This is a genomic window from Type-E symbiont of Plautia stali (assembly GCF_059731115.1).
Window position 1 is genome coordinate 819,131 of record NZ_AP035906.1, and the last position, 14,809, is coordinate 833,939.

The window sequence follows — 14,809 nt, forward strand, 5'->3', positions numbered from 1 at the left end:
CAATCGGTCTTTACTGCAGGTACTGATTCACGATCTGGCGGATCTTCTGCTCTTCTTCGGCAGAGAAGCTCACCGCATAACGGCTGTTACCCACATCTGAACCCAGCAGTGAAACAGCTTTCTTAACGGTGGCCGGTGGGAAACCGACGCTGTAGAGATCGGTACGCAGGCCTGTAATGTTTTCCTGCGCCTGACGCGAGCCTTCAATGTCGCCCGCGTGGAAACGTGCCCAGATAGCGTTGATCTCTTTCGGTGCCACGTTGGCGAGACCCGAAATACAGGCAGTACAACCCTCAACAAAGCCACGGTGGATCAGCGAGTCAGGGCCGGTCAGCACGTTGAAGTTTTCCACGCCTTCAGCGGCCTTCAGGAAACCGCTCAGGCTCTCATAGCTGCCCGCACTGTCTTTGATGCCGATAATGTTGGGATGTGAAGCCAGCGCACGCACGGTTTCCGGCTGTAAGGTGTTGCCGGTGCGTGCAGGGATGTTGTACAGATACAGCGGTACTTCAATCGCATCTGCCACCGCGCGGTAGTGGGCAATCAACTCTTCCTGCTTCAGCGGCACGAAATACGGAGTGATCACCGAAACCGCATCCACGCCCAGTTTGGCGACTTGTTTGCCGAGGCGGATGGTTTCACGGGTAGAGATCTCACCGATGTGCGCCACAACGGGGGCAGCGCCGTTCACTTCATCTACGCAGGTTTCGGTAACCGCTAACTTCTCCTGCTCGTTGAGCACAAAGAACTCACCGTTGGTACCGCCGCAGAAGATGCCGTTACCCGCGCTGAGCTGACGTTGTACCTGCAGGCGCTGAGCCGCGGGATTAAACGCACCTTCACTGTCAAAGGTGGTGACGATGGCGGTTAATACGCCCTGAATTTTCTTGCTCATGATTCCCTCATTAATCCTTAGTGATTCAAAGCCGGAAACAGCGTCAGGTAGACGTTTCGTACGTCATCGGCGCTCACTTTCATCGGTACATTCTTCATCAGTCGCTGCACGTCGAGCGCGGCTTCAACCAGATACGGCAGGTGATCCGGGCCGATACCCAGTTCTTCCAGACTGGCAGGCAGTTTGAGCCGTTTCACCAGCGCGGCAAAGTACTCCACCAGCGCATGCGATTTGGCTTCTACATCCAGTGAGGCATCGGCGTCCGGCAGCAGATCGTAGGCCTGCGCAAATTTGCTCACGGCGGCGGGGCGCACAAAGCGCATGCACGGTGCCAGCAGAATGGCGTTCGCCACGCCGTGCGGCAGATGATATTTGCCTCCCAGCGGATAGGACATCGCATGCACCAGATGGGTACCGGCGTGGGCAATCGATGCGCCACCGTAATAAGAAGCCCACAACATATTCAGGCGCGCTTCCAGATTGCCCGGTTCGGCAATGGTGGTCTCCAGGCTGGCAAACAGCTTTTTCATGCCGATCAGCGCATAGTTATCACTCACCGGATTGGACACGGTGGCGGTAAAGCACTCGATCAGATGACAGAGTGCATCGATACCGGTGGAAGAGGCGATATGCGGCGGCATGCTGGTGGTCAGTTCAGGCACCAGTGCGACATAATCGGGCAGCATCACCGGAGTGATGATGCCAACTTTGGTCTCTTTCTCTGGGATCGCCAGGATTGCGTTTGGCGTGGCTTCGGAGCCGGTACCGGCGGTGGTCGGGATCAACAGTGACGTGGTGCGGGTCAGCGGTTTCTCTCCGGCCAGCAGGGCATCCAGTGTCGGCGCGCCATCAACGCACAGAATCGACAGCAGTTTGGCGACATCCAGCACGCTGCCGCCGCCCACGCCGATCACCAGATCGACGTCGGTAGAAGGTAGTGCGGCAACAATGGCGGCGACATCGTGCTGGCTTGGCTCCGGCGGCACGCTGTTGACGATGCTCAAACTGCTGATCTGCTGTTTCAGCTGCGCGATCAGCGACTGAACCGCTGGAATGCCTTCGATATTCTTGTCGGTGACCAGAAGCGCTTTGTCTTTACTCTGCAGTAAATAGCTGAGGTCATTAAGCGCCTGGAAGCCACTGATCACGGTGCTGTTGATATTCATTTCATACCCTTATCGCGGTTTTTTCGTACTAAATGATTAATTTTGCTCATTCAGTGCGGGTTCTGTCACTACAGTGCCTAAATTTATAGGACAAATTGATTTCAAATAATTTGATCTTGCTCACATATAATCAATCATGATTGAATATAATCAATCTTAACACGGCGAACTGCCGGCAGAGGAAAGAGAATGACTTCACAGCCATGGAAAACACCCGTCTTAGTGATCGCGGATGATTTTACCGGTGCCAACGACGCCGGCAGCGGACTGGCGCGAGCAGGTGCAAAGGTGCATGTGCTGTTTGATAGCAGTACAGCCCACGATGCCAGCAGCGCCGATGTGCTGGTCATCAGCACCGACAGCCGTGCAGTCAGTGCAGCAGAAGCAGCGCATCGTACAACGCTAGCATTACAGCAGCATCAGGCGATTGCCCAGGATGGCTGGCTGTTTAAAAAGATTGATTCCACGCTGCGCGGCAATCCGGGCGCAGAGATTGAGGCCGCATTGCACGCCAGCGGAAAAACCTTAGCGCTGGTGGTGCCCGCTGTGCCGAAACTGGGCCGTACCACGCGTGAAGGTGAAGTCTGGATCAACCAGCAGCGTCTGACGGACACCGAATTTGCCAGCGACCCGAAAACCCCGGTGACCAGTAGCCATGTGTTAACCCGCCTGCACATGCAAAGCGATCTGACCGGTGAAACTCTGGACCTGGCAACGGTGCGCAGTGGCAAGCTGGCACAGGTGCTTGCCAGTAGGCAAGGCTTAGTGGTGCTGGATGCCGAGCAGGATGCTGATATTGCGCTGATTGTGGCGGCGGCGGCGAGTTTACCCGCACGACCCTTACTCGCAGGCGCTTCCGGATTAGGTGATGCATTGGGCGAATATCTGGCGACGCGTCCGGCCAGGCCGGTGCTGGCCGTGGTGGGTTCGATGAGCGCCATCGCGCAGCAGCAAATCGCCCGCCTCGCGACCCAACGTGACATTCGCATTATCGATATTGATATCCGTCAGCTGTTTGCTCAGCCCGCGTGGCCGCAGGCTGTCGAGTGGCAGCAAGCGATGCAACAGGCTTTACGCGACGGCGCACACTGCGTAGTGCGCACCACACAGCATGCAGAGCAACGCCATGAGATTGAACAGCTGTGTCAGCAACATCAGGTGTCACGCCAGGAGCTGGGAGAACGCATCTGCCACTTCCTCGCCCAATTGACCCACAACGTTTGCCGCCAGGCCTTGCCTGCCGGGTTGTATCTTTCGGGCGGCGACGTGGCAATTGCCGTCGCACAAGCGCTCGGCGCCAGTGGTTTTCAGATTCAGGGCCTGGTGGCGGGCTGTGTGCCGCACGGGGTTCTGCTAAATAGCGAATTACACCTGCCGGTGATGACCAAAGCGGGTGGCTTTGGTGACGAAAACACCCTGATAGAAGCCATCCGTTTCATTGAGGAGAAGTCGAGTGAATAAAATTATTGCGGTGACCATGGGCGATCCGGCGGGCATCAGCCCGGAGATCATCATTAAAGCGTTAGCGGAAGGCGACCTGGCGGGGATCCCGGCGGTGGTGGTCGGCTGTGCCAGTACGCTGCGTCGGGTGATGGGATTGAACATTACGCCGCAGGCTGAATTACGCGTACTGGATAACGTCAAAGATGCGCATTTCGCACCGGGCATCATCAACGTAATTGATGAACCGCTGGCCAATCCAGAGGCGTTAAAACCGGGTGTGGTGCAGAAAGAAGCCGGTGATTTGGCCTGGCGCTGTGTGAAACGCGCCACCGAACTGGCACTGGCCGGGGAAGTGCACGCAATCGCGACAGCTCCACTCAATAAAGAAGCACTGCACTCAGCAGGGCACATTTATCCGGGACACACCGAACTGCTGGCGCAACTAACTAACACCAAAAACTACGCCATGGTGCTGTACACCGATCATCTGAAGGTGATCCACGTCACGACGCATATCGCGCTGCGTAAGTTCCTGGATACCCTGAATGGCGATCGCATCCAGACGGTAATTGGCATGGCGGATACCTTCCTGCGCCGCGTCGGTTTCGACAAGCCGCGCATTGCCGTAGCTGGGGTGAATCCGCATGCGGGCGAAAATGGCCTGTTTGGTGACGAAGAGATCACCACCGTAGCACCGGCAATCAAAGTGATGAAAGAGCAGGGCATTGATGTTTATGGCCCTTGCCCGCCGGATACCGTGTTCCTGCAGTGCCAGCAAGGTCAGTACGATATGGTGGTGGCGATGTATCACGATCAGGGGCACATCCCTCTGAAATTGTTAGGTTTTTATGATGGCGTCAATATCACCGCTGGCCTGCCGTTTATCCGTACTTCCGCGGACCACGGCACGGCGTTTGATATCGCCTGGACAGGTAAAGCGAACTCTGCGAGCATGGCGATCTCCATTAAACTCGCGATGCAGCTAGCATAGGGAAATATGAAGGGACAAAGCCGTCTCGACCAGATTATGGACTATCTGAAAAGTCATAATCTGGTCACTGTAGAACAGCTGGTGAGTGCGATCTCGGCTTCACCGGCGACGATCCGCCGCGATCTGATCAAGCTCGACAAGGAAGGCGTCATTAGCCGCAGCCATGGCGGAGTGACGCTCAATCGTTTTATACCTGCGCAGCCGACCACGCTGGAAAAAATGCAGCGTAATCTGGCAGAGAAGCAGGCCATCGCGCAGTTTGCCGCCAGTTATGTGCAGTCGGGCGACTCCGTGGTGCTGGATGCCGGTACCACCATGCTGGAACTGGCGCGCCAGCTCACGCATCTGCAACTGCGAGTGATCACCGCCGACCTGCATATCGCGCTGTTCCTGTCTGAATTCAAGCAGATTGAAACCACCATTATTGGTGGCCGTATTGATGACTCCAGTCAGTCTTGTATTGGAGAGCATGGCCGACGCCTGCTGCGCAGCATTAATCCGGATATCGCGTTCGTTAGCTGTAACTCGTGGAGTATCGAACGCGGGATTACGACGCCGACGGAAGATAAAGCCGGTCTGAAGATGGATCTGCTGGCGAATGCACGCCGCCGCATTCTGCTGGCTGACAGCAGTAAGTACGGTTCCTGGTCGCTATACTGCGCCGCACCGATTGATAGTTTGACCGATGTGGTGACGGATGCGCGTCTCGACGACGCAGTTTGTCGCGCGTTGCGTGAGCGTGGCATTGGTTTGCAGCTGACAGCCTGATGTAACAAGGTCGCCATCAAAGGCGACCCTTCAGCAGTAGGGTTAACCCAATGCTAGCCCTGCACCGACACTTGCTTGCGTAGGTGCCCATTGATGCGCACCCGTTAATCGCAGCCCACTACGATAGCTTCAATCCCGTCGCCGGAATATTGCGGCCGTAGTAGATTTCACGCATCTCTTTCCACAGCAGATTGGTGATGCGCTTGTGCTCCTGCGGGTTGAGTTCTTCAGGCCTGGTATTGAACAGGTAGTATTTCAGGTCAAATTCCTTCAGTAACATCTTGGTGTGAAAGATATTTTCCTGATAGACGTTCACATCCACCATGTCGTACATCGCCTTCATATCCTCGGACATAAAGTTCTGAATCGAATTGATCTCGTGATCGATAAAGTGCTTTAAGCCATTCACATCACGGGTAAAACCACGCACGCGATAATCAATGGTAACGATGTCCGATTCCAGTTGGTGAATCAGATAATTCAGCGCCTTAAGCGGCGAAATCACCCCACAGGTGGAGACTTCGATATCAGCGCGGAAGGTGCACAATCCCCCCTCAGGATGGCTTTCTGGATAGGTGTGCACGCAAATATGGCTCTTATCCAGATGCGCCACCACCGAATTGGGCAGCGGACCCGGATGCTCAGATTTGTCGATATCCTGCGGATTGATCGGCTCTTCGCTGACCAGAATGGTAACGCTGGCACCCTGCGGTTCATAATCTTGTCGCGCGATGTTCAGCACGTTGGCACCAATGATTGAGCAGGTCTCCGTCAGGATTTCGGTGAGGCGATTCGCATTATACTGCTCATCAATATAGGCGATGTAGCCATCACGCTCCGCTTCGCTGTTGGCGTAGCAAATATCGTAAATACAAAAACTCAGGCTCTTCGTCAGATTATTGAAGCCGTGTAGTTTCAGCTTTTGCAATTTCGTCACTCCTCACACGACAAGGCATTCAGCAGATATTGCGGTAAGGCAAAGCTACCGACATGAATCGCGGGATTGTAGTAGCGGCAGCGTAGGCCCGCGTCGTCAAAGCGTGATTGCAGGGTGACAGCATCCCACTGGCGTAGCGTCTCGTTGTCGCTTGCCCAGGCAAACGTCATAATGCCACCGTAATAGGTGGGGATCGCCGCCTGATAAAAGCTGACGTCGGAGAAGTAATGGCCAAGTTTACGATGGCTGTTGATCGCTTCGTCCTGCTGCAGGAAAAAGACGCCGTTCTGTGCCACAAAGATTCCGCCGGGATTTAGCGCCTGTTTACAGCCGGCATAGAATTCAGAGGTAAACAGACTTTCACCGGGACCGATGGGATCGGTGCAATCGGAAATAATGACGTCGAACTTCTCTTGCGTCTGGGTGACGAAATTCACACCATCATCAATCACCAGATTCAGCCGTGGATCGTCGTAGGCACCGGCGCTGTGATTGGGCAGATACGTCTTGCAAAAACTTACCACGCCGGCATCGATCTCAACCATGGTGATCTGTTCAATCGTTTGGTGACGTGAGACCTCGCGCAGCATGGCGCCATCGCCACCGCCAATGATCAGCACGCGCTTCGCCTTGCCGTGCGCCAGGATTGGCACGTGGGTCATCATTTCGTGGTAGATGAACTCATCGCGCTCGGTGGTTTGCACCACACCGTCCAGCGCCATGACACGACCAAAGGCGGCATTTTCAAAGATCACCAGATCCTGATGCGCCGTTTTGTCGCGATAAAGCAGTTTATCTACCGTGAAATACTGTCCAAATCCGGCATGAAGCGTCTCATACCACATTTCATTCTGGGCCATGATGGGGCTCTCCTCGAATGTCATCGCCATGAAATTAGGGGAAAAAGCATAGCGAAATATGACCGTGGTTGCACGGTCAAATCTTCAGCAGCAGAGCGGGATGGCGGGCTATTTGACGTAAGCGAGCAGACTCAGCGAGTCACGCGCCAGCGACTTACACTTCTTGTCATTGGTAATGGCGATACCGCTCAAATCTTTGTAACTCTCTTCGCCGAGCGACTTCATGTTGTAGTTGCTGTAATTGCTCAGATCCCAGCGGTTCTGCTGGGCAAAAAACACCAGCGCTTTGCGAATTTGCGCATCGGGCAGATCCTGATAGCCACAATCGTTCTTCAGGTAAACAAACACCGCGGTCAGATCGGCCAGATCTTCAGCTTCGGATTCGCTCAGGGCAAAACTGGTGGAGGAGAAGCCAAGGAGTCCCGCCAGCAGCAGGATCTTGATGCTTTTCGTCATAATCATTCTCAACAAGGGACAATTTATTGACGTTAGCACAGTTATTGCAGGGATTCCGCTAAATTTGCCCAAATGGGGCATTCCCACGGTTTTTATCGGCGCATTCTGTTAAGGGGCTTGACCCTCCCGCAGGGTAAAGGTTTACGCTGTGCCCTTATTCACGACAAGGATAAGAATATGCAACGTCGTCATTTTCTAAAGTTGACCGCCGCACTCAGCGCGGCAGGTGCGCTGCCTTTGTGGAGCCGTTCGTTAATGGCGGCCACGCGCCCGCTGTTACCGATCCCCTCTATTTTGCAGCCCGATGCACGCGGAGCGTACACACTCACCGCGATGAGTGGCACCAGCCAATGGAACGGCAAATCCGTCCCGACGTGGGGCTATAACGGCAGTCTGCTCGGCCCGGCGCTGCGGTTGCCGCGCGAGAAAGCCGTTACGGTGAATATTCATAATCGGCTGGCGGAAGCAACGACATTGCACTGGCACGGTCTGGAAATTCCTGGCGATGTTGATGGTGGACCGCAAGCACTGATTGCGCCCGGTGCCTCACGTCAGGTGACCTTTACGCCCGATCAACCGGCTGCCACCTGTTGGTTCCATCCGCATCAGCATGGCAAAACCGGCTATCAGGTGGCGCAGGGGCTGGCGGGACTGGTGCTGTTAGAGGACGAAGATTCCGGCAAATTGCGTCTGCCGATGCAGTGGGGCGAAGATGATGTGCCGCTGATTTTCCAGGATAAACAGCTGACCAGAGACGGCGCAAAAATCGATTACCAACTCGACATCATGCGCGCGGCGGTGGGCTGGTTTGGTGACATGATGTTAACCAACGGCGTGCAGTATCCGCAGCAAGCGGTGCCACGCGGCTGGCTGCGCTTGCGTCTGTTGAACGGCTGCAATGCCCGTTCGCTGGATATCGCCACCAGTGATAAGCGCCCAATGTACGTGATTGCCAGCGATGGCGGTTTGCTGGCCGAGCCGGTAAAAGTGGATAGCCTGCCGCTGCTGCCCGGCGAGCGTTTCGAAGTGATGATTGATACTTCAGACGGCAAAACCTTCGACATGGTGACGCTGCCGGTGACGCAGATGGGCATGACGCTGGCACCCTTTGATCAACCCTTGCCGCTGGTGCAAATTCTGCCACTGCGCGTGATGGCAAGTGGTTCTATGCCGGATAAGCTGGTGGATCTGCCGCCGCTGCCATCAGTGGAAGGCGTGCAAAGCCGCTGGCTACAACTGATGATGGATCCGCAACTGGATCAACAAGGCATGCAGGCGCTGATGGATCGTTACGGTCATCAAGCCATGGCCGGGATGAAAATGGATCACGGCAGCATGGACTCGAAGGGCGGGGCGATGCAGATGGATCATGGCAACATGGACATGAGCGGCGGTGCCATGAAGATGGACCATGGCAGTATGCCGATGGATCACGCAAAAACAGCGGCTTACGATTTCCACAACGGCAATAAAATCAACGGTCAGGCGTTTAACATGACCAAGCCGATGTTTAACGCCGAACTCGGCAAAGTGGAAAAATGGACCATTTCCGGTGAGGGCGATGCTATGCTGCATCCGTTCCACATTCATGGCACCCAGTTCCGCATCCTGTCAGAAAACGGCAAGCCGCCAGCGCCGCATCGTGCAGGCTGGAAAGACATGGTCAGCGTCAACGGCTGGCGCAGTGAGGTGCTGGTGCGCTTTAACTACGTTGCCAATGCCGATAACGCCTACATGGCGCATTGCCATCTGCTGGAGCATGAAGATACCGGCATGATGCTGGGCTTCACCGTCGGCTAAGTGACTGCCACACCGCAGCGAAGCCTAAACGTCTTCGCTGCGGGTTGTATAGCAATACCAGGGCATAAGCGGGACTTTTACTGCTCAGCAGTATCAGGGCGCTAATGGCCTGATTTCCTGTTACAGGGGCAGGGCACAAGTGGCCTGGTTTACGGCAGCACACGAGCGTGGACATCGGGCAGCCTTATCCAGCTGCTCGATGCCTGGTCAACGCCGCCCTTCACGCACTGAGCGTGCCAGGCAAGTGATTAGGCCTGAGCCGCTTCCAGTGCCAGCCGGATATCCTCAATCAAATCATCAGCATGTTCGATACCAATCGACAAACGTACCGTGGCATCGGTAATGCCAATACGCTGGCGTACTTCCTGCGGTACGCCGGAATGGGTGGTGCTGCCCGGATGGCTGGCGAGTGATTCGGTACCGCCCAGGCTCACGGCCAATTTAAACAACGCAAGGGCATTGAGAAAACGAAACGCTGCCGGCTGGCCACCCTTGATATCAAAAGAGAACGTGGAACCTGCGCCGCTGCATTGTCGCTGGAAGGTTTCACCCGCAGAGGTGTCCGCATCGAGATAGGGCAGCCAGTGCAATTTTTCTACCTGCGGATTATCACGCAAAAACGCGGCGACTTTGTCTGCATTGCTGGCGGCTTTCTCCATCCTCAACGACAGCGTTTCCAGCGATCGTCCAATCATCCAGCTGGAGTGCGGATCAAGTTGGGTGCCGATGGCGCTGCGCAGCGATCGCACCTTGCTCACCAGCGCTTTGCTGCCCAGCACCGCACCGGCAATCAGATCCGAATGGCCGCCGACATATTTGGTGAGCGAGTAGAGCGACAAGTCGGCACCGTGCTGCAAAGGACGTTGAAACAGCGGGCCGAGCAAGGTGTTATCGCAGGCGAGAATCGGGCGCGAACCTTGCTGCTGGGTGATGACATCTGCTACCTGCTTCATCAGCTGAATATCCACCAGGCTGTTGGTCGGGTTGGCCGGCGTCTCAATCAGAATCAGCGCCACACGACCGCGCTGCCACGCCAGTTTGGCTGCTTCATACACTTTGTCTTCATCGGTGCCATCGCTGAAGCCGACGGCTTTAATCTCTAAATCGTGTAGCGTTTTGCTTAGCAACGTTTCAGTGCCGCCGTACAGCGGCTGAGAATGCAAAATCACTTCACCCGGCCGCGCAAACGCCAGCAGCGTGGTGGCAATGGCCGACATTCCGGAGGAGAACAGCGCGGCACTTTCTGCCTGTTCATAGATGGCCAGCCGATCTTCCACAATCTCGCTGTTGGGATGGTTAAAGCGTGAGTATACCAGCCCACCGCTCTTGCCCTCCGGCGGCTGCTTACGTCCGGCAACGAAATCAAAAAAGTCCTGTCCCTCTTCGGCGCTGTTGAACACAAAGGTCGAAGTCAGGAATACAGGAGGTTTGACTGCGCCCTCCGATAGCCGCGGATCGTAACCGTAATTAAGCATCTGCGTTTCCGGATGCAGATCGTGGGTGCCAATCTGTGTTTTTTTACTGGATGAAGCGGCCATAGGATCTCCAGAGAATACCGGTGAGAGTGCGGGTGGGTTTTCTGTAGTTAAGGCCAGCGCAATAAATTTTGCCACGGTATCGTTTGCGTTCTGTGCGCGGCGTTAGAGGTTGGTTCGACTATGATAGACTTCGTGGCTTTCTGAAAACCTTAACCAAGCGAATGCAATGAAACACACCGTCGACGTGATGATCTCTGAGCAGGAGATTGCAACCCGTATTGCCGAACTGGGCAAGCAGATTAGCGAACACTACCGTAGCAGCGGCAGCGAAATGGTGTTGGTGGGTCTGCTGCGTGGCTCCTTTATGTTTATGGCCGATCTCTGTCGTGCCATCGATGTCCCGCATGAAGTCGACTTTATGACCGCCTCCAGCTACGGCAGTGGCATGTCATCGACCCGCGACGTGAAAATCCTGAAAGATCTGGATGAGGACATTCGCGGCAAAGACGTGCTGATCGTGGAAGACATTATCGATTCTGGCAACACGCTGAGCAAAGTGCGCGAGATCCTGCGCCTGCGCGAGCCAAAGTCACTGGCCATCTGCACGCTGCTGGATAAACCAGAGCGTCGCGAAGTGGAAGTGACCGTGGAATACGTTGGTTTCACCATTCCTGACGAGTTCGTGGTCGGCTTTGGTATCGACTACGCGCAGCGCTATCGTCATCTGCCGTATATTGGCAAAGTTATCCCGACCGGTGAATAACCGCACAATCTTCCAAGGCTAATCCCGCCAGCCTGCGATAAGATGCGCAGCCCGCGAGTCAATGACTGACGGGCTGCGCTTGCGTTCCCCTACCGCATGCAGAGTGGTAAAGTGTCGCGGGTTATCGCTCAGCGCTTCATCTTTGATTTTTCACTCGTTATCTCTGAATAACCCCGCATGCTCGGCGTGAGCGCACTATCATTTCATAGGGCTTTGATGTCACTACAACAGGGTATGGATTCGCAATGACTTATGCACTGGAACTTTCCGGGCTCACCAAAACCTATCCCGGCGGCGTTCAGGCGCTGAAGAAGCTTGATCTCAACGTTGAGGCAGGCGATTTTTACGCACTGCTCGGGCCAAACGGCGCGGGTAAATCGACCACTATCGGCATCATCAGTTCGCTGGTGAATAAATCCGGCGGCAGCGTGCGGGTGTTTGGCTATGACCTGGAAAAAGACGTGGTCAATGCGAAACGCCAGCTGGGTCTGGTTCCGCAGGAGTTCAACTTTAACCCGTTTGAAACCGTGATGCAGATTGTGGTCAATCAGGCGGGTTACTATGGCGTGGAGCGGGCTGAAGCTAACAAGCGCGCGGAAAAATACCTTAACCAACTCGATCTGTGGGGCAAACGCAACGAGCGTGCACGCATGCTGTCGGGCGGGATGAAACGCCGTTTGATGATCGCACGTGCGCTGATGCACGAGCCAAAACTGCTGATTCTGGATGAACCGACCGCAGGTGTCGATATCGAACTGCGTCGTTCAATGTGGACCTTCCTGAAAGATCTCAACATCAAAGGCACCACCATTATTCTCACCACGCACTACCTGGAAGAAGCAGAAATGCTGTGCCGCAATATCGGCATTATTCAGAGCGGTGAGCTGGTGGAAAACACCTCGATGAAAGGCCTGCTGTCAAAGCTGCAATCGGAAACCTTCATCCTCGATCTGGCGCCGCGCAGCCCACTGCCGCAGCTGGAAGGCTTCCAGTATCGCCTGGTGGATACCTCTACGCTGGAAGTGGAAGTGATGCGTGAGCAGGGGCTCAACAGCGTGTTCAGCCAGCTGAGTGCGCAGGGCGTGCAGGTGCTGAGTATGCGTAACAAAGCGAACCGCCTTGAAGAGCTGTTCGTCAGCCTGACCCAGGGTAAAGGAGTGAAAGCATGACACATTTATACTGGGTGGCGCTCAAGAGTATCTGGGCCAAGGAGATCAACCGTTTTGCCCGCATCTGGATTCAGACGCTGGTGCCACCGGTGATCACCATGACGCTCTATTTCATCATCTTCGGTAACCTGATTGGTTCACGCATCGGCGATATGCATGGCTTCAGCTATATGCAGTTCATCGTGCCGGGTCTGATCATGATGGCGGTGATTACCAACGCTTACGCCAACGTGGCCTCTTCATTCTTCAGCGCCAAATTCCAGCGCAATATTGAAGAGCTGCTGGTGGCGCCGGTGCCCACGCACATTATCATCGCTGGTTATGTTGGCGGCGGCGTGGCGCGTGGCGTGTGCGTTGGTATTCTGGTGACGGCTATTTCGCTGTTCTTTGTGCCGTTCCACGTGCACTCGTGGTCAATGGTGGCCCTGACGCTGCTGCTGACTGCGATTCTGTTCTCGCTGGCTGGCCTGCTGAATGCGGTGTTTGCGCGTACCTTTGACGATATCAGCTTGATCCCCACCTTCGTGCTGACACCGTTAACCTATTTGGGGGGGGTGTTCTATTCGCTGACGCTGCTGCCGCCGTTCTGGCAGGCGGTGTCGAAACTGAACCCGGTGGTATATATGATCAGTGGATTCCGCTACGGTTTCCTCGGCATCAATGACGTGCCGCTGGTGTTTACCCTGTCAGTGCTGATTGCCTTTATTGTGGTGTTTTACGTACTGGTGTATGCGTTGATTCAGCGCGGTCGCGGATTGCGGACTTAAGTTTTACGAGGGCGGCCGAATGGCCGCCCTCGTTGTATCAAGCCACCTGAACCGGCAACGCTTTAGCGATGCGTTTCATCTCGTTGTCGCCTTCGAAATAAGCGACTTTGGGCTGCCAGCTACGGGCGACTTCATCTTCCACCTGCACATAAGAGCAGATGATCATGATGTCACCTTCGCAGGCACAACGGGCGGCGGCACCGTTAACGGAGATGATCTTCGAGCCACGCTCAGCGGCAATCGCGTAGGTGGAGAAACGCTGACCGTTGGTGACGTTATAAATGTCGATGGCTTCGTATTGCAGAATGCCGGATGCATCAAGAAAATCCTGGTCGATGGCGCAGGAACCTTCGTAGTGCAAATCTGCCTGCGTGACTTTCACGCGGTGCAGTTTGCCCTGAAGTACGGTACGAATCATAACGGGATAACCTTATTAAGCTGCGATTAAACGACGGAGGTTACTCCGTCAGATCCACTTGCTGATTATCGATCAGGCGCGCATTGCCCAACCAGGCGGCCATCAGAATCACGGCGCGCTGGCTATCCACCGTCAGCGGCTGCAAATTGTCGGCATCGCAAATAGCCAGACCATCAGGGCGGAAGCCTTTCTCACGCAATGCGACCTCGGCCGTTTCGATAATCTCTTCAACATGGCGTTCGCCGTTGTTCAGACGTTCGGCCATGCTGTTCATCACCTGGCTCAGACCCGCAGCGATCGCGCGCTCTTCGCTGGTGAGATAACCGTTACGTGAGCTCAACGCCAAACCATCTTGCGCGCGTACGGTTGGCACGCCGACAATCTCGATATCGAAGCCCATGTCGGCCACCATCTTGCGAATAATGGCTAACTGCTGGAAATCTTTCTCACCAAAACAGGCAATATCGGGCTGCACCAGATTAAACAGTTTGCTCACAATAGTGGACACACCGCGGAAGTGACCGGGACGACTGGCACCTTCCAGCAAAGACGATAACCCCGGAACTTCAACGAAGGTCTGGCTATCCAGCCCTTTGGGATACACATCCGCTGGCGCAGGGGCAAACACCAAATCGACACTATGACGATTGAGCTTCTCGCAATCGTCCTGCAAGGTACGGGGATAACGCGCCAGGTCATCGGCGCGTTCAAACTGCATCGGGTTGACGAAGATCGAGACCACCACGATATCGGCCCGCTCGCGCGCTTCATCCACCAACGTCAGGTGGCCGTCATGCAGGTTGCCCATGGTGGGCACCAGCGCGATACGTTTGCCTTCCTGCCGCCAGCGACGAATTTCTCGTCGCAGCATCGGCAGCGATTCAATAATCAGCACTGC

The 14,809-nt window shown here is 55.1% G+C and carries 15 protein-coding genes; 7 read left to right on the plus strand and 8 right to left on the minus strand.

The features are described from left to right. Nucleotides 1-10: 10 nt before the first annotated feature. Both AC6I8L_RS03625 and AC6I8L_RS03630 read right to left on the minus strand, forming a co-directional pair. Complete coding sequence (locus AC6I8L_RS03625; protein ID WP_034829589.1) at nucleotides 11-895, minus strand: dihydrodipicolinate synthase family protein; 885 nt, start codon at nucleotides 893-895, stop codon at nucleotides 11-13. A 17-nt stretch (nucleotides 896-912) separates the two neighbouring features. Beyond that, the gene (locus AC6I8L_RS03630) at nucleotides 913-2,061 is read right to left on the minus strand and encodes an iron-containing alcohol dehydrogenase (RefSeq protein ID WP_058960876.1); all 1,149 of its coding nucleotides are present in this window, start codon (nucleotides 2,059-2,061) and stop codon (nucleotides 913-915) included. A gap of 189 nt (nucleotides 2,062-2,250) precedes the next feature. Here AC6I8L_RS03630 and dtnK point away from each other — a divergent pair, with 189 nt between their 5' ends. The 3 genes from dtnK to AC6I8L_RS03645 are packed head-to-tail and all read left to right on the plus strand — an operon-like array spanning nucleotide 2,251 to nucleotide 5,263. Beyond that, nucleotides 2,251-3,522, plus strand: coding sequence for a D-threonate kinase (gene dtnK / locus AC6I8L_RS03635; protein WP_058960875.1), 1,272 nt, complete (start codon nucleotides 2,251-2,253; stop codon nucleotides 3,520-3,522). Continuing rightward, on the plus strand, nucleotides 3,515-4,495 hold the full coding sequence (locus AC6I8L_RS03640) for a D-threonate 4-phosphate dehydrogenase (protein ID WP_034829583.1): 981 nt from the start codon (nucleotides 3,515-3,517) through the stop codon (nucleotides 4,493-4,495). Before dtnK ends, AC6I8L_RS03640 begins: the two co-directional genes overlap by 8 nt. Nucleotides 4,496-4,501: 6 nt before the next feature. Further along, nucleotides 4,502-5,263, plus strand: coding sequence for a DeoR/GlpR family DNA-binding transcription regulator (locus AC6I8L_RS03645; protein WP_034829581.1), 762 nt, complete (start codon nucleotides 4,502-4,504; stop codon nucleotides 5,261-5,263). Between the two features lie 118 nt (nucleotides 5,264-5,381). On the opposite strand, the gene speD is transcribed toward AC6I8L_RS03645, so the two are convergent. The 3 genes from speD to AC6I8L_RS03660 form a co-directional block, all read right to left on the minus strand. After that, nucleotides 5,382-6,191, minus strand: a complete 810-nt coding sequence (gene speD, locus AC6I8L_RS03650; protein WP_058960874.1) for an adenosylmethionine decarboxylase — start codon at nucleotides 6,189-6,191, stop codon at nucleotides 5,382-5,384. A gap of 5 nt (nucleotides 6,192-6,196) precedes the next feature. Then, nucleotides 6,197-7,060 carry a polyamine aminopropyltransferase gene (speE, locus tag AC6I8L_RS03655; protein WP_058960873.1) on the minus strand — a complete coding sequence of 288 codons (864 nt, stop codon included), beginning with the start codon at nucleotides 7,058-7,060 and terminating at the stop codon, nucleotides 6,197-6,199. 108 nt (nucleotides 7,061-7,168) lie between these two features. Next, nucleotides 7,169-7,516: a YacC family pilotin-like protein gene (locus AC6I8L_RS03660; protein WP_007888732.1), complete on the minus strand. Its 348-nt coding sequence runs from the start codon at nucleotides 7,514-7,516 to the stop codon at nucleotides 7,169-7,171. A 177-nt stretch (nucleotides 7,517-7,693) separates the two neighbouring features. On the opposite strand from AC6I8L_RS03660, the gene cueO reads away from it, so the two are divergent. After that, a complete protein-coding gene (gene cueO / locus AC6I8L_RS03665) occupies nucleotides 7,694-9,316 on the plus strand; it encodes a multicopper oxidase CueO (RefSeq protein ID WP_058960872.1) in 1,623 nt (540 codons plus the stop codon). 248 nt (nucleotides 9,317-9,564) lie between these two features. Here cueO and AC6I8L_RS03670 read toward each other — a convergent pair whose 3' ends face one another. Further along, nucleotides 9,565-10,854 (minus strand): cystathionine gamma-synthase family protein, encoded by a 1,290-nt coding sequence (locus tag AC6I8L_RS03670; RefSeq protein ID WP_058960871.1) that lies wholly within the window; start codon nucleotides 10,852-10,854, stop codon nucleotides 9,565-9,567. 166 nt (nucleotides 10,855-11,020) lie between these two features. On the opposite strand from AC6I8L_RS03670, the gene hpt reads away from it, so the two are divergent. From hpt to AC6I8L_RS03685, 3 genes are all read left to right on the plus strand, one after another. Beyond that, complete coding sequence (gene hpt / locus AC6I8L_RS03675; protein ID WP_039331277.1) at nucleotides 11,021-11,557, plus strand: hypoxanthine phosphoribosyltransferase; 537 nt, start codon at nucleotides 11,021-11,023, stop codon at nucleotides 11,555-11,557. 245 nt (nucleotides 11,558-11,802) lie between these two features. After that, nucleotides 11,803-12,726: an ABC transporter ATP-binding protein gene (locus AC6I8L_RS03680; RefSeq protein ID WP_034829565.1), complete on the plus strand. Its 924-nt coding sequence runs from the start codon at nucleotides 11,803-11,805 to the stop codon at nucleotides 12,724-12,726. Continuing rightward, entirely contained in the window at nucleotides 12,723-13,493 is a 771-nt protein-coding gene (locus AC6I8L_RS03685; RefSeq protein WP_034829563.1) for an ABC transporter permease, read from the plus strand. The genes AC6I8L_RS03680 and AC6I8L_RS03685 overlap by 4 nt, the downstream gene beginning before the upstream one ends. A 37-nt stretch (nucleotides 13,494-13,530) precedes the next feature. On the opposite strand, the gene panD is transcribed toward AC6I8L_RS03685, so the two are convergent. Next, nucleotides 13,531-13,911, minus strand: a complete 381-nt coding sequence (panD, locus tag AC6I8L_RS03690) for an aspartate 1-decarboxylase (protein ID WP_034829560.1) — start codon at nucleotides 13,909-13,911, stop codon at nucleotides 13,531-13,533. A 40-nt stretch (nucleotides 13,912-13,951) separates the two neighbouring features. Continuing rightward, a complete protein-coding gene (panC, locus tag AC6I8L_RS03695; RefSeq protein ID WP_058960870.1) occupies nucleotides 13,952-14,806 on the minus strand; it encodes a pantoate--beta-alanine ligase in 855 nt (284 codons plus the stop codon). Nucleotides 14,807-14,809: the final 3 nt, after the last annotated feature.